Genomic DNA, 21,275 nt, shown 5'->3' with positions numbered 1-21,275 from the left:
AGCATTTTGGTCCGCGCACAAACGCTTGGGGAAGAATCCCCCGGCAAAAAATCGCGGGCAGGGAGCCAGTCAGTCAGCACTGGCCTCCCCCGCGCCTTGTAGCTTGAAGCTTGTGGCTTGCAGCTTTCTTACCCGAGGATTCCCGATGCAAACCGTCCATACTGTCTCCCAGGTTCGTGAATATGTGCGCGGCTGGCACCAGAAAGGTCTGTCCGTGGGGTTTGTGCCCACCATGGGCAACCTCCATGACGGTCATATCAGCCTGATCAAGGAAGCCCGAGCCCGTTGCGACGTGGTGGTGGTCTCCATCTTCGTCAACCCGACCCAGTTCGGCCCCAACGAGGATTTCGACCGCTACCCGCGCACCCTGGACGCGGATGCCGCTGCCCTGGTGGACGCGAGCACAGACCTGCTCTTTGCCCCCTCCGTGGACGAGATGTACCCCTCTGGCCAGAACCAGACCTGGGTAGACGTGGACGCTCTGGGAGAGCATCTGTGCGGGGCCAGCCGGGAAGGTCACTTTCGGGGCGTTACCACGGTGGTGGCCAAACTGTTTAACATTGTTCAGCCGGATGTGGCCGTATTCGGCGAAAAGGACTTTCAGCAACTGGCCATTCTTCGCCGCATGAGCGAAGAACTGCTGTTTCCGGTCAAGATCGTCGGCGCCCCCACCAGTCGGGAGAGTGACGGTCTGGCGCGCAGTTCACGCAATGGCTTTTTGACCGAAAGTGAGCGCACACTCGCGCCACAGATATACCAAACCCTGCAAACCCTGAAAGCCGATATTGAAGGCGGCGAACAGGATTATCGGGCCCTGGAACAGCGCTACCGGGACAGCCTGAACCAGGCCGGCTTCCAGGTGGACTATCTGACTGTCGCCAACGCGCGCAGCCTGGCACCCGCCAGCGCCGGGGATACCGATCTGGTGGTCGCTGTGGCCGCCAAACTGGGGAATACTCGATTGATAGACAATGTCAGTCTGGCCGTTGTGCGTGACCGGTGATTCATGCATACTTCCGGCCCCTTGAAGTGCCTGTGTGGTGGCAACACCGTGTGTGTGCAGGCTTCGGGTAGCGCAAGAGGTAACCAAGATGCAGTGCACCATGCTGAAAGCAAAACTCCATCAGGCTCGAGTCACCCACGCGGAACTTGAGTACGAAGGGTCCTGTGCCATTGACGGTGACCTGATGGACATGGCGGGTATCCTGGAATACGAACAGATCCAGATCTATAACATCGATAACGGTGAGCGCTTTGAAACCTACGCCATTCGTGGCGAAGCCGGTTCCAAGATCATCTCCGTCAACGGTGCCGCTGCGCATAAAGCCCAGCCTGGCCACCGGGTGATTATCTGCGCCTACGCCAGCTATTCCAGCGCCGAACTGGTCAACTTCAAGCCCAGCCTGATCTACATGGCGGAAGGCAACGAAGTCAAAGGCACCAGCAACGCGATTCCGGTACAGGTCGCCTGATACCGGAACCTGAAAAGGAATTCCTGAAACGCCGGCTTTTGCCGGCGTTTTTTTATGCCTCCGCTTTCCCGTGCCCCTTCCCCACCCGCCGCCATGCATTTGCGGTCGTTCACTGTTCTGTCCTTGGCCATTGACCAACACATTGTTTACTCTTGGTAGCAACCTAGCCGTTTCCCCCTTCGACCATGGTTGAATAGCCAGCCGGGAAGCGTCACACAATAATCAAGGGAAAGCCGGGAGCCCCTGAAGCGCGCTCCCCACTGGCAGTATCCCAAGGAGGCCCTGATGTCCAAGACCCACATTCACCCTGTTCCCGCAGATTTCAAAGCCCAGACCCTGATGGATCGCGATACCTACGAGAAATGGTATGCCCAGTCCATCAATGACCCGGATACCTTCTGGGCGGACCGGGCCCGGGAATTACTGGACTGGAAAACCCCCTGGGACACGGTTAGTGACTGGGACTTCCACGAAGGCCGTGCTGCCTGGTTCAAGGGCGCCACCCTCAACGTATGCTACAACTGTGTCGATCGCCATCTGCCAGAACGGGCCAACCAGACGGCCATTATCTGGGAAGGCGATGAGCCGGATCAGGACAAGCACATTTCCTACCAGCAATTGTTCGAGGAAGTCAGCAAATTCGGTAATGTGCTGAAAAGCCGTGGCGTTAAAAAAGGCGATCGCGTGGTGATCTACATGCCGATGATTCCCGAAGCCGCCTACGCCATGCTGGCCTGCGCCCGCATCGGCGCCATTCACTCCGTCGTGTTTGGCGGCTTCTCCCCGGAAGCCCTGAAAGATCGCATTCAGGATGCCGGTGCCTGTGCCGTCATCACCGCCGATGAAGGCGTACGCGGCGGCAAAACCGTCCCCCTGAAAGTGAATGCCGACAAGGCCATGGCCGGGATCGAGAGCGTGCATACCTGCCTGACGGTCAAACGCACCGGCGGCGATGTGGACTGGCAGGCAGACCGGGATGTCTGGTACCACGAGGCCATGGCGGAAGCCTCCAGCGACTGCGAACCGGAATGGGTCGAGGCGGAAGACCCGCTGTTCACCCTTTACACATCCGGCTCTACGGGCAAGCCCAAGGGCGTCGTCCACACGACCGCCGGCTATCTGCTCAACACTGCACTGACCCATAAATATGTGTTTGATTACCACGAGGGTGACATCTACTGGTGCACCGCCGATGTGGGCTGGATCACCGGGCACAGCTATATTGTCTACGGACCGCTGGCCAATGGTGCCACCACCCTGATGTTCGAGGGCGTCCCCACTTACCCGGACGCCTCACGCTGCTGGCAAGTGGTGGACAAGCACAAGGTGAATATCTTCTACACCGCACCCACCGCCATTCGCGCCCTCATGGGCCTGGGCGACGAGCCGGTCACCAAAACCTCCCGGGCCAGCCTGAAGTTGCTGGGCACGGTAGGCGAACCGATCAACCCGGAAGCCTGGGAGTGGTATTACAAGGTGGTGGGCGAGTCCCGCTGCCCCATCGTGGATACCTGGTGGCAGACCGAAACCGGCGCCATCATGATCGCACCGCTGCCGGGTGCCGTGGATCTGAAAGCCGGCTCTGCCACCCTGCCCATGTTCGGGGTGCAACCCGTGCTGATGGACCCGGACGGCAACGAGCTGGAGGGCGCCACCTCCGGCAATCTGGCCATCAAGGCCAGCTGGCCCAGCCAGATCCGTACCGTCTATGGCGATCACCAGCGGCTGATTGATACCTATTTCAGTGCCTACAAGGGCTACTACTTCACCGGTGACGGCGCCCGTCGCGACGAGGATGGTTACTACTGGATCACCGGTCGGGTGGACGACGTACTCAACGTCTCCGGCCACCGCCTGGGCACCGCCGAGATCGAGTCCGCCCTGGTACTGCATACCAGCATTTCCGAAGCTGCCGTGGTTGGCTACCAACACGATGTGAAGGGCCAGGGTATCTATGCCTACGTGTCGCTGATGGCCGGCAAGGAAGGCAGCGAGGAACTGGTCAAGGAGCTTCGGGATATGGTGACCCAGGAAATTGGCCCCATCGCCAAACCGGACCTGATCCACTTCGCCCCCGGCCTCCCAAAAACCCGTTCCGGCAAGATAATGCGCCGCATCCTGCGCAAGATCGCCGCCAACGAGCTGGACAGCCTGGGCGATACCTCCACCCTCGCAGACCCGGCGGTGGTGGATCAGCTGATCGATACCCGGCTGAATCAGTAAGCCCCGCCATCCGGCCGTTTCCCACACACAAAAAAGGCAGCCATCTGGCTGCCTTTTTTCATTCTATCCAGTCTTACAATGAGGCTTGCTCATCGAGCATCTGGTCTGCCAGAGAGGCCTCTAGCTGTTTGAATTCCTTCTTCCCATGCGGGTCATAGGTGTAATAGTAGACCGTCTCTTTCTTATTAATCGTATTTGCATCAATGGCCCCTTGTGGAACACCCCAGATAACGGATGCTGGCCAGAACAACAGATTCAGAAAGCCATACGTCCACTGGGCACCTTCGTTCGTCCCAATGCCCAAATAGAAATTACCGAAACCCGGCAACAGGTTCAGGCCACCAGCCACGCCCGGGTGCTTTACTTTCACCTCGGTATCCTGAATACCGACAGCATTGAGCTCACGCAAACGAACTTCATCAGCCCGGCTCAGCGATGTACAACCTGTTGAACTGAATACTGCCAGAGCAAGCAGGCAGAGAAACGCGACATTCCTCATTATTATTTCCCTTCCATAGATTTAATTTTCAGACCAAGTCGCGCATTCTATTTGCATAACATTTTTTTGCAACAATTCCGCCACAATCAGAAACCGACTTTTCCCAAAACCAAAAAGGCCGGCAAAAGCCGGCCTTTTTGAATGGGGAAAAGGAAGAATCAGTCTTCCTTGGCTTCCTTCATGGACAGCTTGATACGGCCACGCTGATCCACGTCGAGCACCTTCACCTTGATCAGGTCGCCTTCATTGACGTAGTCAGACACCTTCTCCACACGCTCTTCAGCGATCTGGGAGATGTGCAGCAGACCTTCGGTACCGGGCATGATCGCCACGAACGCACCGAAATCCACCACCTTGGTGACCTTGCCTTCGTAGATAGCACCCACTTCCGCTTCGGCAGTGATCTCTTCCACACGGCGCACGGCTTCTTCCGCTTTCTCGCGGGTCTCACCGTAGATCTTGACGCTGCCATCGTCTTCCAGATCGATGGTACAGCCAGTCTCTTCGGTCAGCGCACGGATGGTGGCGCCGCCTTTACCGATCACGTCACGGATCTTGTCAGGGTTGATCTTCAGGGTCAGCAGGGTCGGCGCATTGTCAGATACCTGGGTGCGGGACTCAGCAATCGCCTTGGCCATTTCACCGAGGATGTGGATACGGCCGGCATTGGCCTGCTCCAGGGCCTTTTCCATGATCTCTTCAGTGATGCCTTCGATCTTGATGTCCATCTGCAGGGCGGTGACGCCACGGGCAGTACCGGCCACCTTGAAGTCCATGTCGCCCAGGTGATCTTCATCACCGAGGATATCGGACAGTACCGCGAAGCGACCGTCTTCTTCCTTCACCAGGCCCATGGCGATACCGGCCACCGGCGCGGTCAGGGGTACACCGGCATCCATCAGCGCCATGGAGGTGCCACAGACGGACGCCATGGAGGAGGAGCCGTTGGACTCAGTGATCTCGGACACCACGCGAATGGAGTACGGGAAATCTTTTTCGTTGGGCACTACCGCTTCCACACCGCGACGGGCCAGACGGCCGTGGCCGATCTCGCGACGCTTGGGAGAACCGATCATGCCGGTTTCGCCCACACAGTAGGGAGGGAAGTTGTACTGCAGCATGAAGTGGTCCTGACGGGACCCTTCCAGTGCATCGATAAACTGGGCATCACGCATGCCGCCCAGGGTGGCAGTAACGATTGCCTGGGTTTCGCCACGGGTGAACAGGGCGGAACCGTGAGTCTTGGCCAGCACGCCCACTTGACACTCGATAGCACGCACCGCATCCAGGGCGCGACCGTCGATACGTGGCTTGCCGGACACGACAGCTTCACGGACCACGGATTTCTCGACCTTGCCGAACAGCTCCTTCACTTCGCCGGCTTCCGGGGCACCTTCTTCACCGGTAGCAAACGCTTCTACGCAGGCATCACGCAGCTCGCCCACTTTGGCGTAACGGGCCATCTTCTCGGTGATGGTATAGGCTTCGGCCAGAGCGCCTTCGAACTTTTCCTTGATGGCGTTTTTCAGCTCGGTGTTCTCGGCAGGTGCCTGCCAGTCCCACTTCGGGGTGCCCACTTCGGCGGCAAATTCCTTGATGCCCTGGATAACCGGCTGCATCTCCATGTGACCAAACAGCACCGCACCCAGCATCTGGTCTTCGGACAGCTCCTTGGCTTCGGATTCCACCATCAATACGGCAGGCTCAGTACCGGCAACCACCAGGTCCAGCGCGGATTCTTCCAGCTCACTGCGGCTGGGGTTGAGGATGTACATGCCATCCTTGAAACCCACGCGGGCGGCGCCGATAGGGCCACCGAACGGAATACCGGAAATGGACAGGGCGGCGGAAGTGCCGATCAGGGCGGCGATATCCGGATCCTGGTTCTTGTCAGCGGACATGACCGTGGCCACAACCTGCACTTCATTCATGAAGCCCTTGGGAAACAGCGGGCGAATGGGACGATCAATCAGGCGGCAGGTCAGGGTTTCTTTTTCGCTGGGACGACCTTCACGCTTGAAGAAGCCACCCGGGATACGGCCGGCGGCGTAGGTCTTTTCCTGGTAGTTAACGGTCAGGGGGAAGAAGTTCTTGCTGGGATCCGCTTCTTTCTTGCCTACTACGGTGACCAGCACTTCGGTGTCACCGATACGGACCATGACAGCGGCGGTGGCCTGGCGGGCAATTTGCCCGGTTTCCAGGGTTACCGTGTCACGGCCGAACTGAATCTGTTTAGTGATTTTATTGAACATATCTCGTCTCTTCTCTCTTCACGACAATCTTCGAGGCCCATGCCTCTGATAACAATTCATCTTTTGCCCGGGCATCATATCCCGCCAGGGCGCCTGGCCCAACCGTAAATTGGCCTGGAGACACGCCTGAGCCCTCTGGCCCACGATACTTCGACGCGATCTTACCGCCCGATTTTCCACAGGCCAGAAACAACAGAAGCCCGGCGGCTGCCGAGCTTCTGTTGGGGTTACCCGATCTGCTGTCTTTTAGCGACGCAGACCCAGCTTTTCAATCAGCTGCAGGTAACGGGTACGGTCCTTCTTGGCCAGGTAGTCCAGCAGCTTACGACGCTGGTTTACCATGCGGATCAGGCCGCGACGGCTGTGGTGATCCTTCTTGTGACCCTTGAAGTGGTCCTGCAGGCCGTTGATGTTGGCGCTCAGCAGAGCAATCTGCACTTCCGGGGAACCGGTATCGCCTTCTTTCTGGCCGTGCTCTTTCAGGATTTCCGCTTTCTGTTCAGTGGTTAATGCCATGCTATTTCTCCAATATGCTCAATAAAAAGACGCGGTCAGCCATGCATATTTATAGCTGCCGTCGTTTGGCCTCAGCCCGATACCAGTCGACGCGGCGCAATGCGCCCGTCTTCCAGCACTTCACCGACACCCAGAAATTCTTCACTGGATGCCTGGTAAATACTGACCCAGCCGTCCGCGGGACGGTCTGAGCTCATCACTGGCTGACCCTGCTGCAGGTAATAGGCAGCATTGTCACCCAGCTCAATGCGCGGCCAGTCTGCCACGCTGGTAGATAAAGGCAAGAGCAGCTCGTCGATTGCCTCAAAACCACCGGTTTCCTTGATCTTGCCCAGCTGCTCCAGGGTCAGCATGCGTTCCGCCGGGTAGGGGCCGGCTGACAAGCGGCGCAGCGCCGTCACATGGCCGCCACAACCCAGCTTTTCACCGGTATCTTCCACCAGCGAGCGCACATAGGTGCCCTTGGAACAATCCACCTCGAATTCCAGCTCATCGCCTTCGATTCGCAGGATGCGGATATCATAAATCGTTACCGGGCGCGCTTTGCGCTCCACGGTTTTGCCTTCGCGGGCCAGCTTGTAGAGCGGCACGCCATCATACTTGATCGCCGAATACATGCTCGGCACCTGCTCGATATCCCCCATAAAGGACATCAGGGCATCTTCAATCTGGGCCGGGCTGGCGGTTACATCGGCGGTTCTGACTACCTCACCATCCGCATCACCGGTTTCCGTGATCACGCCCAATTTGGCGGTCACCCGGTAGCTCTTGTCAGATTCCAGCAGGAACTGGCTGAACTTGGTGGCTTCACCAAAACAGATCGGCAACATCCCGGTAGCCAGTGGGTCCAGGCTACCGGTGTGGCCGGCCTTGGCTGCCGCAAACATTTTCTTGGCCATCTGCAGGGCACCATTACTGCTGACGCCACTGTTTTTATCCAACAGCAGAATGCCGTTGACGTTACGGCCACGGGGACGACGTTTTGCCACCTGACAGCTCCGCTACACTAATCGTTTTCGGTTTCGTCGTTGTCCGGACGCAATTCCCGGTCTTCCGCGCGGGCTTCATCGATCAGCTGGGAAAGATGGGCCGCCCGCTCCGGGGTCATGTCGTAATGGAAACGCAATTTCGGGGTAGTGCGGGTATTGAGGCTTTGCGCCAGGCTGCTGCGCAGGAAGCCACTGGCTTTCACCAGCACGGCTTCCGCTTCCGCGCCCTCTTCCTCGCCTTTGCCCAGCAACGTGAAATACACGTCGGCAAAGGACAGGTCCCGGGACACCGTCACATCCTGAATGGTGGCCAGGTTTACCCGCGGGTCTTTCATTTCAAACTGCAATAACCGCGACAGCTCACGCTGAATCTGGTCGGCAATCCGATCAGTGCGGTTAAAGCCCTGCGGGCGACGATGACGACTCATGGTTAACGGGGCACGCTCCTTAAAGGAAGCGCGCCACCTCCTTCACTTCGAAGACTTCGATCTTGTCGCCTTCCTTCACGTCGTTGTAGCTCTTCACGGCAATACCACACTCCATGCCGTTGCGAACTTCCTGGACGTCGTCCTTGAAGCGACGCAGGGATTCCAGCTCGCCTTCGAAGACCACCACATCATCCCGCAGCACACGGATCGGCCGATTGCGGTACAAGGTACCTTCGATAACCATACAGCCAGCCACGGCACCGAACTTGGAGGAACGGAACACGTCGCGAACCTGGGCGGTACCGAGAATCTCTTCGCGCTTCTCCGGCGCCAACAGGCCGCTCATGGCCGACTTGACGTCGTCGATCAGCTCATAGATGACGCTGTAGTAGCGCAAATCCAGACCTTCCTGCTCGCACAGTTTCTTGGCCTTGGAATCAGCACGGACGTTGAAGCCCAGCAGCACGGCTTCACTGGTCATGGCCAGATTGACGTCGGACTCGTTGATAGCACCGACGCCGGCAGACACCAGGTTCACCTTCACCTCTTCCGTGCCCAGATCATTAAGGGCACCGGTGAGGGCTTCCAGGGAACCGCGCACATCGGTCTTGAGAACGATGTTGACGGTCTTGATTTCTTCGCTGCCCATGTTGGCAAACAGGTTTTCCAGCTTGGACGCCTGTTGACGCTTGAGCTTCAGGTCACGGTCACGCTCCTGACGGAACTCGGCCACTTCGCGGGCTTTCTTCTCGTCGGGAACAACCTGTACCTGTTCACCCGCTTCCGGGGCACCGTCCAGGCCCAGCACTTCCACCGGGATGGAGGGGCCGGCAGAGGTGATCGGCTTGCCGTTCTCGTCCACCATGGCCCGCACGCGACCGAAGTGCGCACCGGCCAGCAGCATGTCACCAATATTCAGCTCACCTGCCTGCACCAGAATGGAGGCAACGGTACCGCGACCTTTTTCAATGCGCGATTCGATCACCACACCGGTGGCCGAGCCGGTGGCCGGCGATTTCAGTTCCAGCAATTCTGACTGCAGCAGGATGGCATCCAGCAGGTCATCCACGCCCTGGCCGGAGTGCGCGGATACGTTGATGAACTGATATTCACCGCCCCACTCTTCCGGAATCACGTCCTTGGTGGCCAGCTCGTTACGAACCCGGTCCGGGTCTGCCTGCTCTTTATCAATCTTGTTCACGGCAATGATGATCGGGGCACCGGATGCCTTGGCGTGATTGATCGCCTCTTCGGTTTGCGGCATCACGCCATCGTCTGCGGCGACTACAATCACCACGATATCAGTGGCTTTGGCACCACGCGCACGCATGGCCGTAAAGGCGGCGTGACCCGGGGTGTCCAGGAAGGTGATCATGCCCTTCTCATGCTGTACGTGGTAAGCACCGATGTGCTGGGTAATGCCGCCCGCTTCACCGTCGGCCACCTTGGCCTTGCGGATATAATCCAGCAGGGAGGTTTTACCGTGGTCCACGTGCCCCATGATGGTGACTACCGGCGCACGATCATTCAGGTCCACATCGTCACGGTTGACCATATCGGCCAGGTGATCTTCGAGAACTTCTTCCTGACCTTTGCTGGCGACGGCCTTGTGGCCCATTTCTTCCACCAGCAAAAACGCGGTTTCCTGATCAATAAACTGGTTGACCGTCGCCATTTCACCCATCTTCATCATGGCCTTGATCAGTTCCTTGGCCTTGATGTTCATGCGCTGGGCCAGATCGCCCACGGTAATGGTTTCCGGTACTTCGACTTCGTAGATTTTCTTCTCCGTCGGGGTTTTAAAGCCGTGCTGCTTGTTCATGGAGCTCTTCATCTGCCCATGAGCAACGCCCGCCGATTTCGGCTTGCGGCGACGACGACGAGACTGGCGCTCTTCACGCTGATAACTGGCTTCCTGAGCGGCAACAACAATAGAGGACCCTTTGTCTTCCTCTTCTTCAGGCTTTTTCTCTTCCTGATCGCCACGTTTTTCCAGCTCAGCAGCAATCCGCGCCGCTTCTTCAGCAGTACGGCGAGCGGCTTCTTCTTCCGCTTTCTTGCGAGCTTCGGCTTCTTGCTTGCGCTTGGCCTCATCCGCTTCACGCTGCTTGCGTTCCGCTTCCTCGCGCTTGGCTTTCTCTTCCGGGGTTTCGGTCTTGGCTGGCTTCTTGGCGGTTGCCGTCTTGGGCACGGAGACACGCTTGGTCTTTTCTTCCGCCGCCTTTTCACCTGCAGCCTTACGCTCGGCTTCCGCACGAGCCTTGGCTTCTTCCTCTTTCTTGCTGGCCGCTTCTTCTTCGGCCTGACGCTTGGCCGCTTCTTCCGCCTTGCGTTTCTCTTCTTCCGCCAGACGCGCAGCCTCTTCCGCCGCCTTGCGTTCGGCTTCTTCGCGTTCCTGCTCCTCAAGCGCTTCGCGCTTCACGTAGGTGCGCTTCTTGCGCACTTCCACGTTAACGGTCTTGGATTTGCCCGCCGCACCGGTGGTCTTGATAGTGCTGGTGGACTTGCGCTTGAGGGTAATCTTCTTGGCTTCGGTATCCGCGGCACCATGGGACTTGCGCAGATGGGCAAGAAGCTGCTGCTTCTGCTCATCGGAGACCACTTCGCTGGCATCGCCATGGGGTAGCCCGGCGTCTTTCATCTGCGAAAGCAGTTTCTCGACGGGGGTCCCTACGATGTCGGCCAGTTTCTTTACGGTCGTTTCTGCCATGTCAGCAACACTCTCCTGTCCGTCTCTAGCAGGCTATTGAAAATAGCCTGGGCCATTGCCCTGGGGGCGAATGACCGCGCTGCCCGGCACATTCCGGTCAGCGCATTGTGTGCTTATCTTTGCGGGCCATACCGCGAAGATAGCTTGAAAAGCACCTTATGGCCTTTTCAACACCCTGCTGTTGGTGCCCGCGTCCAATCCGCTTAAAGGCCGTTACGCCCCGGCTTCATTTTCATCAGCGAACCAGGGGGCCCGGGCAGTCATGATCAGCTCGGCGGCACGCTCTTCGCTCATGCCACTGATGTCCATCAAATCATCCACCGCCTGTTCGGCCAGATCTTCCATGGTGGGGATACCGCGCGATGCCAGTTCCACAGCCAGGTCACGATCCATGCCTTCCATATTCAGAAGGTCTTCAGCAGGCTCGGCCAGCTCGAATTTCTCTTCGGATACCAGGGCTTTGGTCAGCAGGACATCCTTGGCGCGCTGGCGCAGGGCATCGACGATATCTTCATCGAACCCGTCGATAGCGAGCATCTCTTCTTCCGGCACGTAGGCCACTTCTTCCAGGGTGGTAAAACCTTCATCCACCAGAATGCCGGCAACATCTTCGTCCACGTCCAGTTCTTTCATGAACGTTTCCAGTGCCTGGGCAGCTTCCTCTTCCTGTTTGTTCTGGGCATCGTCAAGGGTCATGACGTTGAGTTCCCAGCCAGTCAGTTCAGAGGCCAAACGGATATTCTGGCCGCTACGGCCGATGGCCTGAGCCAGAGCAGACTCGTCTTCCACCGCGATATCCATGGAGTGACTTTCTTCATCCATAACAATGGAAGCCACTTCCGCCGGCTGCATGGCATTGATCACCAACTGTGCCGGGTTGTCGTCCCACAGGACGATATCGATACGTTCACCGGCGAGCTCATTGGAGACCGCCTGAACACGGGCACCGCGCATACCCACGCAGGCACCCACCGGATCAATACGCTGGTCATTGCTTTTCACGGCGATCTTGGCACGGGATCCAGGATCACGGGCAGCGCCCTTGATTTCGATCAGCTCTTCACCGATTTCCGGCACTTCAATCTTGAACAGCTCGACCAGCATGTCCGGGCAGGCTCGGCTGGCAAACAGCTGCGGGCCACGGTTTTCTTCGTTCACGCCCAGCAAATACGCACGGATTCGGTCATTCTGACGCACCGCTTCACGGGGAATCATGTGCTCGCGGGTAATCAACGCTTCCGCATTCCCGCCCAGATCCAGAACGATGGAATCCCGGTTGGCTTTTTTGACGATGCCGCTAATCAACTCACCAATGCGATCACGATACTCTTCGATGATCTGGCGACGCTCGGCTTCGCGCACTTTCTGCACGATAACCTGTTTGGCAGTCTGGGCACCGATACGACCGAAGGCTTCCGATTCGATCTCTTCTTCCCAGGTGTCACCAATCTGCAGAGACGGATCCTGCTCATGGGCTTCATCAAGGGTCAGCTGTTTACCGAATTCATAAAGCTCTTCGTCGGGTACGACGTGCCATACGCGGAACGTGCGGGAATCGCCGGATACCCGGTCAATATCCACGCGAATTTCCACGTCTTCTTCCTTAAAGCGTTTTTTGGTAGCGGCCGCCAGTGCCAACTCGATGGCCTCGAAAATCACGTCACGGCTGACGCCTTTTTCGTTTGATACGGTTTCCGCTACCAGCAGGATCTCTTTGTTCATGGCCAAGCCTTTACAAAGACAAAGTTCTTCAGGGCGTGCTCAGTCGAAGCGAGGCTGCAACCGGGCACGATCTACCTGACTGTAAGGAATACGCAGAGTGTCGCCATCAAGCTCCACCACCAGCGTTTCGCCATCCACGGCCACAATGGCCGCCGTCATTTTACGCTTGCCTGATACCGGCGCCAGCAACTTCAGCTGAACATCTTCACCGATATAGTCGGCATATTGCGCAATATCAAACATGGGCCGATCCATGCCCGGCGAAGACACCTCCAGGTTGTATTCGCCAGGTATTGGATCTTCCACATCCAGCACGCCGCTGATTTCGTGACTCACCGCCGCGCAATTATCTACTGTGATACCGTCGCTGTGGTCGATATAGACACGCAAAACAGCCCCGCGCCCCTGGATATGTTCAATACCCCAAAGCACGAAGCCCAAGTCCTCAACGACCGGAGCCAGCAGCTCCGTCAATTGTTCTACGCGTTTCGACATGTCCTTTCCGACAGTACAAACAAAAAATGGGCCTGGGGACAATACAGCCACTGCAAGGAAGCCATGCAATCGACCGCACATCCACCGCCCATTCCACTGCTGCGGATAACAAAAGGCCCCTGCTAGAGGGGCCTTTTGTCCGCTTTGAACCCGCCGTAGCCGGTTCTTCTAAGTGGTAGCGGGGGCAGGATTTGAACCTACGACCTTCGGGTTATGAGCCCGACGAGCTACCAGACTGCTCCACCCCGCAATAAACCGTTGAACCGTAAGCGCCCCTCGGCACTCGATCTGCATTCTGGTACGTGCAGATCTTTTGGTTCCAGCTGACTGAGCCTGACTCGCTAAAGCTGCTCAACCGGCCTCAAATATCGAGCGCAAATAGTACTTAGAGGCGCTCACTCTGTCAAGGCAAAGACGAAAAAAACATTTATTTTTCGCTGCCTTAGCACAACAAGGAGCACACCCCTTCTGTGCAGTTGCAAGCACTCCTGTGCCCGCATTACCGACACGGCTGGCGACGTTTTTTGTCGCAGAAACCAGGCCGGCAGACACAACCCCGTTGTGCCGTTTTTGGTGATCGCAGACTTCCGCCATCACCCCGCTCAAGACAGTCAAGCGCTGTCTGACCGGACCGAGATCCACTCAGGACCTCTCTTCCAAATTGGTGCCGAAGGCCGGACTTGAACCGGCACGAGCGAAGCTCACTACCCCCTCAAGATAGCGTGTCTACCAATTCCACCACTTCGGCAAAGAACGCTTTACTTACTGCTCCGACTGAGGCACTTCAGTCGGGGCCGGGGATTCTACCCCAGCTTGAGGCACATCCGAAACCTCTTTTTGCGCCGGCACCTCATCGGATGCCACAGGCACCTCTGACAGAGTGGCGGGCACATCAGAATCCACTGGAGCCGCGGGCACATCGTCTTCCTGCTGCTCAAGGGTTTCCAGTTCCGGCAAGAAGCTGCGCACACCCTCGGCTTCCTGGCGCGCCATCCAGGCCAGCGCCATACTGGTGACAAAGAACACCACCGCCAGCAGCGCCGTGGCACGGGTCAGGAAATTGGCTGACCCGGCACTGCCAAATACGGTCTGCGATCCCCCGCCACCGAAAGAGGCTCCGGCATCGGCACCTTTACCGTGCTGAATCAGCACCAGACCGATCAGGCCAAGGGCCGCCAGTACATGCACTACGTGAACAACAATATCCATAATGACTCTATTATTCCGCCGCCTGACAGATAGCAATAAAACTGTCAGCTGTTAACGATGCCCCGCCTATCAGACCCCCATCGATGTCTGACTGGGCAAACAGAAGGGCGGCATTATCCGCCTTTACACTGCCGCCGTAAAGCAAGCACAGCGATTCAGCGATATCCGGATCGTTTTTTTCCAATGACGCCCGCAACGAGGCGTGCACTTCCTGGGCCTGCTCCGGGCTGGCAGTCCTGCCGGTGCCGATGGCCCACACAGGTTCATAGGCCACCACCGCCTTACCGAAAGCCGCAATACCTACGGCATCAATCACCGCCTGCAACTGTCCACAGACCACGGATTCCGTGTTTCCGGCTTCACGCTCTTCCAGGGTTTCTCCCACACAGAGGATCGGAACCAGGCCCGCGGCCTGGGCGCGAGAAAACTTGTCGGCGATCACCGCATCGGTTTCCCCGTACAGGGCACGGCGCTCGGAATGACCCACAATCACGTGACTGCAGCCCACCTCCGCAAGCATGGCTGCGGACACCTCGCCAGTGAAAGCCCCGTCATCCTGATCACTCAGATTCTGCCCACCCACCTTGATGGCCGCCGGCAGCTGGCTTCTGGCCGCAGCCAGGTAGGGAAAGGGCGGACAGATCAACACCTGCGCCACACCCTCATAGCTGCCCAACGCTTCCGCCATCTCAGACAGAAGTGCCTCCCGCCCGTTCATTTTCCAGTTACCGGCAACCAGCGGTGTTCTTGATTTCATTTGTCATTTCCTTGAATAGAAAAATGCCGCAAGCCCAAGGGCGATTACGCAATCGCCTTTTCCACCACATCCGCCAGCTCGCGGCACAGGGCAGCCACCTGGTCCGGGTCCTTGCCCTCGATCATCACCCGCACCAATGGCTCGGTGCCGGAAGGCCGCAGCAGGATGCGGCCATTACCGGCCAGCGCTTTTTCGGCTTCCGCCATGGCCGTTTTGACTTCGGGCTTGTCCATAAAGCCGTCACGATTGGGGCCTCGCACGTTGATCATCGTCTGGGGCAACAAGGCCACATCCCCCACCGCCTCCGCCAGGCTCTGGTCTCGACGTGACAGCGCCGCCAGAACCTGCAAGGCTGAAACCGTGCCATCTCCGGTGGACGTGCGATCCAGACAAACCAGATGGCCGGAAGACTCGCCACCGATTAACCAACCACGCTGGTCAAGCTGCTCCATCACATAACGATCCCCCACCTTGGCACGCACGAACTCAATATCCAGCGCCTGCAGGGCCAGCTCAAGACCGAAATTGGACATCAGGGTACCGACTACGCCGGGCAGTTCCGCCCCGCTCTCCTTGCGATCGCGGGCCACTACGAACAATAGCTGATCGCCGTCCACCAGATTACCGCTGTGATCCACCATGATCAGCCGGTCCGCATCGCCATCCAGCGCCACCCCGAGGTCCGCTTTTTCCTCAATCACGCGCTGCTGCAGCTTTTCCGGATGCGTGGAGCCGCAATCGCGGTTGATATTGAAGCCGTCCGGCGTGTTGGCCAGGGCCACCACCTCAGCACCCAGCTCCTCGAACACATCCGGGGCAATGTGGTACGCCGCACCATTGGCGGTATCGACCACAATCTTCATGCCATTCAGGTTCAATCCGGGCACCGTGCTCTTGCAGAATTCAATGTACCGACCTCGGGCATCATCAATCCGGCGCACTTTGCCAAGCTGGTCAGTGGCCACGACCGACATCTCTTCATCCAGAAGCCGCTCAATTTCCAGCTCAATGTCATCACTGAGCTTGCGCCCGTCCGCGCCAAAGAACTTGATGCCGTTATCGGTGTAGGCGTTATGGGAGGCGGAAATGACAATACCTGCCTGGGCCGATAGCGTCCGGGTCAGATAGGCAATGCCCGGTGTCGGCAGAGGGCCGAGCAGACGCACATCAACACCCGCCGCAGAAATGCCCGCTTCCAGGGCCGACTCGAACATATACCCGGAAATACGGGTATCCTTGCCAATCAGAATCTTGCTGCCGCCGCGGGCAGCCAGCACTTTACCGGCCGCCCAACCCAGTTTGAGCACGAAATCCGGAGTAATGGGGAATTCCCCTACCGTGCCCCGCACGCCATCTGTCCCGAAATATTTACGCGCCATGACGACTCCTTGTGCAGTTATTTTGTGCGCTCACCGCCACTTGACTGTCGAACGGCATGTGCGAGACGCACCACATCCACGGTTTCCTTCACATCGTGTGCGCGAACGATCATTGCACCGCGCTCAACACACATCACGGCCGCTGCCAGACTGGCGGGCAACCGCTCATTCACGTCCCGACCGAGCAGTTTACCAAACAGAGACTTGCGTGAGATACCGATCAGAATTGGCAGTGCCAATTCCTGCAAAGCGGCCATTTCATGCATTAGCGTGAGGTTGTGTGCCACGGTTTTGGCAAAGCCAAAACCCGGATCGACAAGCAGTCGTTCGCGGGGAATGCCCACCTGCCCACAGGCGGCAATGCGTTGGCGCAGGAAATCAACCACCTCGGCGGTGACGTCCTGGTAACGGGGATCGTCCTGCATGTTGCCGGGCTCTCCTCGCATGTGCATCAGACACACAGGTAACCCGCTGGCAGCCGCAGCGTCCAGGGCCCCGGATCGGCGCAGGGCACGGACATCATTGATCATGCCTGCGCCTGCTGCCGCGGCACCATGAATCACTGCGGCAGTGCTGGTATCCACAGACACAAGGGCATCAAGCTCCGACGTCAGCGCCTCGACGACCGGCACCACCCTGTCCAGCTCCTGCTGTTCGGACACCGGTGCCGCACCGGGACGGGTGGACTCGCCGCCCACGTCAATAATGGCCGCACCATCCGCCAGCATTCGCTCCGCCTGACGCAGGGCAGCATCCCGCTCGGTAAAGCGGCCACCATCGGAAAAGGAATCCGGGGTTACATTCAGTATCCCCATAACGACAGGCGCGGACAGGTCTAGTGTCCGCGCCCCACAGGTCAGCGTTTCAATCATGGATCAGTGAGTATTGGCAGGCCCACCGATGGCATCGTCACCCGGCTCTTTATCCCCGGTGGCGGCACCATTGCCCGGCCCCTGATCGCGCCAGTCTTTCGGCGGACGAGGCTTGTGGCCAGCCATGATGTCGTCGATCTGACCGGCATCAATGGTTTCGTATTGCATCAAGGCTTCCGCCATCAGGTCCAGCTTGTCGCGGTTGTCCTCGAGAATCTGCTTGGCCCGGCCATAGCAGCTATCAATGATAGCCCTCACCTCGCGATCAATCTCTTCAGCGGTCTGCTCGGACATGCTCTTGCGCTGGGACATTTGCTTGCCCAGGAAGACCTCGCCCTCTTCTTCCTCGTAGGCCAGCGGGCCCAGCTTCTCGCTCAGCCCCCACTTGGTCACCATGGCACGGGCAAGCTTGGTAGCACGCTCAATGTCGTTGGAGGCACCGGTTGTGACACCGTCGAAGCCCAATGTCATTTCCTCGGCCAGACGACCGCCGTAGAGCGAACAGATGGAAGATTCCAGACCGCGCTTGGACTGGGAATACTTGTCTTCTTCCGGCAGGTACATGGTCACACCCAGAGCCCGGCCCCGGGGAATGATGCTGACCTTGTAGACAGGATCATGTTCCGGCACCAGACGCCCGACAATGGCGTGACCCGCCTCGTGATAGGCAGTATTCAGCTTTTCTTTCTCGCTCATCACCATGGAGCGGCGTTCGGCGCCCATCAGGATCTTGTCCTTTGCTTTCTCAAACTCCTCCATGGACACCATGCGCTTGTTGGCGCGGGCAGCGAACAGCGCAGCTTCATTGACCAGGTTGGCCAGGTCCGCGCCGGAGAAACCGGGAGTACCACGGGCAATCACACTGGGGTCCACATCTTCGGAGATAGGCACCTGACGCATGTGTACCTTGAGCACGTGTTCGCGGCCACGGATATCCGGCAGCGGCACCGTTACCTGACGGTCGAAACGGCCCGGGCGCAACAGCGCCGGGTCCAGCACGTCGGGACGGTTGGTGGCGGCGATCACGATAATGCCCTCATTGCCATCAAAGCCATCCATTTCCACCAGCAGCTGGTTCAACGTCTGCTCACGCTCATCGTGACCACCGCCCAGGCCGGCGCCACGGGAGCGCCCCACCGCATCAATTTCGTCGATGAAGATAATGCAGGGAGAATGCTTCTTGGCCTGCTCGAACATGTCGCGCACACGGCTGGCACCCACACCCACGAACATTTCCACGAAATCAGAGCCGGAAATACTGAAGAACGGCACCTTGGCCTCACCGGCAATCGCCTTGGCGAGCAGGGTCTTACCGGTACCCGGAGAGCCAACCATCAGCACACCGCGGGGAATCTTGCCGCCCAAGCGCTGGAATTTGGCCGGATCGCGCAGGAACTCCACAAGCTCCTGCACTTCTTCCTTGGCCTCTTCCACGCCCGCCACATCGGCGAAGGTGGTTTTGATCTGGTCTTCGCCCAGCAATTTCGCCTTGGATTTACCAAAGGTCATCGGGCCACTGCCACCTCGGCCCCCGCCCTGCATCTGGCGCATGAAAAAGATAAAAATAGCCAAGATGATCAGAATCGGCAGTACGGACAGGAACAGCTGCATCAGGAAACCCTGACGCTCCGGCTCCACACCCACCACATTCACCTTGTTCTGGATCAACGTGGGCATCAGGTTGGTGTCCAGAGTCGGCGGTTTGACCGTCTTGAACTGGCTGCCATCCTTGTAGGTGCCGGTAATCGCACTTTCGCCGATCTTGGCTTCCTGCACGTCACCACTCTCTACCCGCGAGATGAAGTCCGAGTAGGGAATACTGGTTGTTGCAGGCTGGGTGCTGATGCTGGACGCCACCACGTAAAGGACGCCGGCGATAACCAGCCACAGCACAATATTCTTGGTCATGTCGTTCAAGGGAGACCTCGATCAATTCCGGGCGCTTGACGCGCACAATAACGAACTTACACCTTACACCATTTGCCGAACCCTGAGTAATGCCGGTTCGGACAGCAAAACGGCCATTTTACGGCTTATTTCAGACCACTTGCCAGCTGGTACACCTCGGTGGATCGGGCCCGGCTGGCGGCCGGCTTGCGGCTGACAACCCGGTCAAAACGCTGCAGCAGCATTTGCCGGTACTCGTCAAACCCTTCGCCCTGGAATACCTTGACCAGAAACTGGCCATCCGGTTCCAGTACCCGCTCGGCCATATCCAGCGCCAACTCCGCCAGATACATGGCCCGCGGCTGATCCACGCCCTTGTTACCACTCATATTGGGGGCCATGTCGGACATTACAAGGTCTGCCTTGCGATCCCCGAGGGCCGCCAGGATTTGCTCATACACCGCATCTTCGCGGAAATCCCCTTCGATGAAGGTCACATCCGGCAAGGCGTCCATGGGAAGGATATCGCTGGCGATGACAGTGCCGTGTGAACCCATCAGCCGGCCCGCCACCTGGGACCAGCCACCCGGCGCGGCCCCCAGGTCCAGCACTGTCATACCGGGCCGGAACAGGCGGTCCTTCTCATGCATTTCCAGCAACTTGAAGCTGGCGCGGGAGCGGTAGCCCTCCGCCTGGGCCTTCGCCACCCACTGGTCGCTGAAATGCTCCTTGAGCCAGGCCTTGCTGGTTTTGGAACGGCTCGATTTCGCCATCAGAGATTACCTCACCCACCCGGTTTGCCGTTCCTGTGCGTAACGGCTGCTTTTCAATTTGCTAACCCGTAGAATACGCCCACTGTCGGGGCAACCCGGACATTCCCTTATTTCCGGTGTCGCCCCGCTGGTGACACCTTGCAGCTCTGGAGCCACACCGTGCCGCTATCGCAACAGGACATCAAACGGCTGCGCCGTATTGGCCACCACCTCAAGCCCGTGCTCATTTTCGGTGGCAAAGGCCTTACCGAAACCTTTATCGAAGAGCTGAACCTGCGCCTGGAAGACCACGAATTGATCAAGGTGAAGGTCAATGCGGAAACCCGTGACGACCGGGCCGCCATCGTCCAGGCCCTGAGCGAAAAGGGTAGCGCCGAGCTGATCCAGCGCATCGGCAACATTGCCCTGCTCTACCGGCCGGCACAGAAACCCAACCCGAAACTATCCAATATCCTGCGCTATCAGGACGCATAACTGCCGCCTGACTTCCTCGCAGGCCTTATGAAAAAGGCGACGTTAAACGTCGCCTTTTCCCTTGCAACTTGAACCTTTCAACTTGCAACTCAGATGTGCTCGACCTTGTCGACCTCATACTCGCGGGTGCCCCCGGGAGTATCGATCTGCACCACATCACCTTCTTCCCGGCCGATCAGGCCGCGGGCGATGGGAGAATTGACGCTCAACTTGCCCTGCTTGATGTTGGCTTCGTCGTCACCCACGATCTGGTAAACCTTCTCTTCGTCGGTATCCACATCAATGATGGTGACGGTCACGCCAAAGATCACCTTGCCGGTGTTTTCCAGCTCGGTGATATCGATGATCTGCGCGGCGCCCAGCTTTGACTCGATCTCGTTGATCCGCCCCTCGCAGAAACCCTGCTGCTCACGGGCCGCATGGTATTCCGCGTTTTCTTTCAGATCGCCATGCTCACGAGCCTCGGCAATGGCAGCCGTAATGCGCGGGCGATCTTCCCGCTTCAGCTTCTCCAGCTCCGCACGCAGGGCATCGGCCCCTTTGGCGGTCATTGGTATGCGTTGCATAGTTGTCCTCGTCTTTTTATGGAAACCGCCCGGAGCACTCGGCTCCGAGCGC

General features: G+C 58.2%; 19 protein-coding genes and 2 tRNA genes. 4 read left to right on the top strand and 17 right to left on the bottom strand.

Annotation, left to right across the window (positions count from 1 at the left end; all coding sequences use genetic code 11):
* Positions 1–145: 145 nt before the first annotated feature.
* The 3 genes from panC to acs all read left to right on the top strand — a co-directional run bounded on the left by panC (position 146) and on the right by acs (position 3,695).
* Positions 146–1,003: a pantoate--beta-alanine ligase gene (panC, locus tag A3714_RS06895; RefSeq protein ID WP_063509604.1), complete on the top strand. Its 858-nt coding sequence runs from the start codon at positions 146–148 to the stop codon at positions 1,001–1,003.
* Positions 1,004–1,091: 88 nt separating this feature from the next.
* The gene (panD, locus tag A3714_RS06890) at positions 1,092–1,472 is read left to right on the top strand and encodes an aspartate 1-decarboxylase (protein WP_035248421.1); all 381 of its coding nucleotides are present in this window, start codon (positions 1,092–1,094) and stop codon (positions 1,470–1,472) included.
* Between the two features lie 285 nt (positions 1,473–1,757).
* A complete protein-coding gene (gene acs, locus A3714_RS06885) occupies positions 1,758–3,695 on the top strand; it encodes an acetate--CoA ligase (RefSeq protein ID WP_063509603.1) in 1,938 nt (645 codons plus the stop codon).
* Between the two features lie 73 nt (positions 3,696–3,768).
* On the opposite strand, the gene A3714_RS06880 is transcribed toward acs, so the two are convergent.
* The 16 genes from A3714_RS06880 to rlmE form a co-directional block, all read right to left on the bottom strand.
* The gene (locus A3714_RS06880) at positions 3,769–4,194 is read right to left on the bottom strand and encodes a hypothetical protein (protein ID WP_063509602.1); all 426 of its coding nucleotides are present in this window, start codon (positions 4,192–4,194) and stop codon (positions 3,769–3,771) included.
* A 158-nt stretch (positions 4,195–4,352) separates the two neighbouring features.
* Positions 4,353–6,446 (bottom strand): polyribonucleotide nucleotidyltransferase, encoded by a 2,094-nt coding sequence (pnp, locus tag A3714_RS06875; RefSeq protein WP_063509601.1) that lies wholly within the window; start codon positions 6,444–6,446, stop codon positions 4,353–4,355.
* Positions 6,447–6,692: 246 nt separating this feature from the next.
* On the bottom strand, positions 6,693–6,962 hold the full coding sequence (rpsO, locus tag A3714_RS06870) for a 30S ribosomal protein S15 (RefSeq protein ID WP_062817070.1): 270 nt from the start codon (positions 6,960–6,962) through the stop codon (positions 6,693–6,695).
* Between the two features lie 71 nt (positions 6,963–7,033).
* Complete coding sequence (gene truB / locus A3714_RS06865; RefSeq protein WP_063509600.1) at positions 7,034–7,951, bottom strand: tRNA pseudouridine(55) synthase TruB; 918 nt, start codon at positions 7,949–7,951, stop codon at positions 7,034–7,036.
* A 17-nt stretch (positions 7,952–7,968) separates the two neighbouring features.
* Complete coding sequence (gene rbfA, locus A3714_RS06860) at positions 7,969–8,379, bottom strand: 30S ribosome-binding factor RbfA (RefSeq protein ID WP_063509599.1); 411 nt, start codon at positions 8,377–8,379, stop codon at positions 7,969–7,971.
* Between the two features lie 19 nt (positions 8,380–8,398).
* Positions 8,399–11,089 carry a translation initiation factor IF-2 gene (gene infB / locus A3714_RS06855; RefSeq protein WP_062817073.1) on the bottom strand — a complete coding sequence of 897 codons (2,691 nt, stop codon included), beginning with the start codon at positions 11,087–11,089 and terminating at the stop codon, positions 8,399–8,401.
* Positions 11,090–11,302: 213 nt separating this feature from the next.
* Positions 11,303–12,811, bottom strand: a complete 1,509-nt coding sequence (nusA, locus tag A3714_RS06850) for a transcription termination factor NusA (RefSeq protein WP_062817074.1) — start codon at positions 12,809–12,811, stop codon at positions 11,303–11,305.
* A gap of 39 nt (positions 12,812–12,850) precedes the next feature.
* Positions 12,851–13,306, bottom strand: a complete 456-nt coding sequence (gene rimP, locus A3714_RS06845; RefSeq protein WP_063509598.1) for a ribosome maturation factor RimP — start codon at positions 13,304–13,306, stop codon at positions 12,851–12,853.
* Positions 13,307–13,479: 173 nt separating this feature from the next.
* Positions 13,480–13,556: transfer RNA gene (locus tag A3714_RS06840), tRNA-Met, on the bottom strand.
* Between the two features lie 412 nt (positions 13,557–13,968).
* Positions 13,969–14,054: transfer RNA gene (locus A3714_RS06835), tRNA-Leu, on the bottom strand.
* A gap of 14 nt (positions 14,055–14,068) precedes the next feature.
* Positions 14,069–14,515, bottom strand: a complete 447-nt coding sequence (gene secG / locus A3714_RS06830) for a preprotein translocase subunit SecG (protein WP_062817077.1) — start codon at positions 14,513–14,515, stop codon at positions 14,069–14,071.
* Positions 14,516–14,525: 10 nt separating this feature from the next.
* Complete coding sequence (gene tpiA / locus A3714_RS06825; RefSeq protein ID WP_062817078.1) at positions 14,526–15,272, bottom strand: triose-phosphate isomerase; 747 nt, start codon at positions 15,270–15,272, stop codon at positions 14,526–14,528.
* Between the two features lie 44 nt (positions 15,273–15,316).
* Positions 15,317–16,651, bottom strand: a complete 1,335-nt coding sequence (gene glmM, locus A3714_RS06820) for a phosphoglucosamine mutase (RefSeq protein WP_063508986.1) — start codon at positions 16,649–16,651, stop codon at positions 15,317–15,319.
* A gap of 17 nt (positions 16,652–16,668) precedes the next feature.
* Complete coding sequence (gene folP, locus A3714_RS06815; protein WP_082850714.1) at positions 16,669–17,466, bottom strand: dihydropteroate synthase; 798 nt, start codon at positions 17,464–17,466, stop codon at positions 16,669–16,671.
* A 60-nt stretch (positions 17,467–17,526) separates the two neighbouring features.
* On the bottom strand, positions 17,527–19,431 hold the full coding sequence (gene ftsH, locus A3714_RS06810; protein ID WP_197461919.1) for an ATP-dependent zinc metalloprotease FtsH: 1,905 nt from the start codon (positions 19,429–19,431) through the stop codon (positions 17,527–17,529).
* A 125-nt stretch (positions 19,432–19,556) separates the two neighbouring features.
* Entirely contained in the window at positions 19,557–20,183 is a 627-nt protein-coding gene (gene rlmE / locus A3714_RS06805) for a 23S rRNA (uridine(2552)-2'-O)-methyltransferase RlmE (RefSeq protein ID WP_062817082.1), read from the bottom strand.
* A 159-nt stretch (positions 20,184–20,342) separates the two neighbouring features.
* Between rlmE and A3714_RS06800 the strand changes: the two genes are divergently transcribed.
* Complete coding sequence (locus A3714_RS06800) at positions 20,343–20,657, top strand: YhbY family RNA-binding protein (protein WP_062817190.1); 315 nt, start codon at positions 20,343–20,345, stop codon at positions 20,655–20,657.
* A gap of 89 nt (positions 20,658–20,746) precedes the next feature.
* Here the strand turns inward: A3714_RS06800 and greA are convergent, their stop codons facing one another.
* Complete coding sequence (greA, locus tag A3714_RS06795) at positions 20,747–21,223, bottom strand: transcription elongation factor GreA (RefSeq protein WP_082810870.1); 477 nt, start codon at positions 21,221–21,223, stop codon at positions 20,747–20,749.
* Positions 21,224–21,275: the final 52 nt, after the last annotated feature.

Source organism: Alcanivorax sp. HI0007 (assembly GCF_001635525.1).
GTDB lineage: Bacteria > Pseudomonadota > Gammaproteobacteria > Pseudomonadales > Alcanivoracaceae > Alcanivorax.
Note: the sequence above shows the minus strand (reverse complement) of the source record. Positions and strands in the feature narration are given on the sequence as shown.

What these genes read in the sequence shown, in the direction of transcription:
- panC (WP_063509604.1), top strand. Translation starts at nt 146, where the DNA reads ATGCAAACCGTCCATACTGTCTCCCAGGTTCGTGAATATGTGCGCGGC.
- panD (WP_035248421.1), top strand. Translation starts at nt 1,092, where the DNA reads ATGCAGTGCACCATGCTGAAAGCAAAACTCCATCAGGCTCGAGTCACC.
- acs (WP_063509603.1), top strand. Translation starts at nt 1,758, where the DNA reads ATGTCCAAGACCCACATTCACCCTGTTCCCGCAGATTTCAAAGCCCAG.
- A3714_RS06880 (WP_063509602.1), bottom strand. Translation starts at nt 4,194, where the DNA reads ATGAGGAATGTCGCGTTTCTCTGCCTGCTTGCTCTGGCAGTATTCAGT.
- pnp (WP_063509601.1), bottom strand. Translation starts at nt 6,446, where the DNA reads ATGTTCAATAAAATCACTAAACAGATTCAGTTCGGCCGTGACACGGTA.
- rpsO (WP_062817070.1), bottom strand. Translation starts at nt 6,962, where the DNA reads ATGGCATTAACCACTGAACAGAAAGCGGAAATCCTGAAAGAGCACGGC.
- rbfA (WP_063509599.1), bottom strand. Translation starts at nt 8,379, where the DNA reads ATGAGTCGTCATCGTCGCCCGCAGGGCTTTAACCGCACTGATCGGATT.
- infB (WP_062817073.1), bottom strand. Translation starts at nt 11,089, where the DNA reads ATGGCAGAAACGACCGTAAAGAAACTGGCCGACATCGTAGGGACCCCC.
- nusA (WP_062817074.1), bottom strand. Translation starts at nt 12,811, where the DNA reads ATGAACAAAGAGATCCTGCTGGTAGCGGAAACCGTATCAAACGAAAAA.
- rimP (WP_063509598.1), bottom strand. Translation starts at nt 13,306, where the DNA reads ATGTCGAAACGCGTAGAACAATTGACGGAGCTGCTGGCTCCGGTCGTT.
- secG (WP_062817077.1), bottom strand. Translation starts at nt 14,515, where the DNA reads ATGGATATTGTTGTTCACGTAGTGCATGTACTGGCGGCCCTTGGCCTG.
- tpiA (WP_062817078.1), bottom strand. Translation starts at nt 15,272, where the DNA reads ATGAAATCAAGAACACCGCTGGTTGCCGGTAACTGGAAAATGAACGGG.
- glmM (WP_063508986.1), bottom strand. Translation starts at nt 16,651, where the DNA reads ATGGCGCGTAAATATTTCGGGACAGATGGCGTGCGGGGCACGGTAGGG.
- folP (WP_082850714.1), bottom strand. Translation starts at nt 17,466, where the DNA reads ATGGGGATACTGAATGTAACCCCGGATTCCTTTTCCGATGGTGGCCGC.
- ftsH (WP_197461919.1), bottom strand. Translation starts at nt 19,431, where the DNA reads ATGACCAAGAATATTGTGCTGTGGCTGGTTATCGCCGGCGTCCTTTAC.
- rlmE (WP_062817082.1), bottom strand. Translation starts at nt 20,183, where the DNA reads ATGGCGAAATCGAGCCGTTCCAAAACCAGCAAGGCCTGGCTCAAGGAG.
- greA (WP_082810870.1), bottom strand. Translation starts at nt 21,223, where the DNA reads ATGCAACGCATACCAATGACCGCCAAAGGGGCCGATGCCCTGCGTGCG.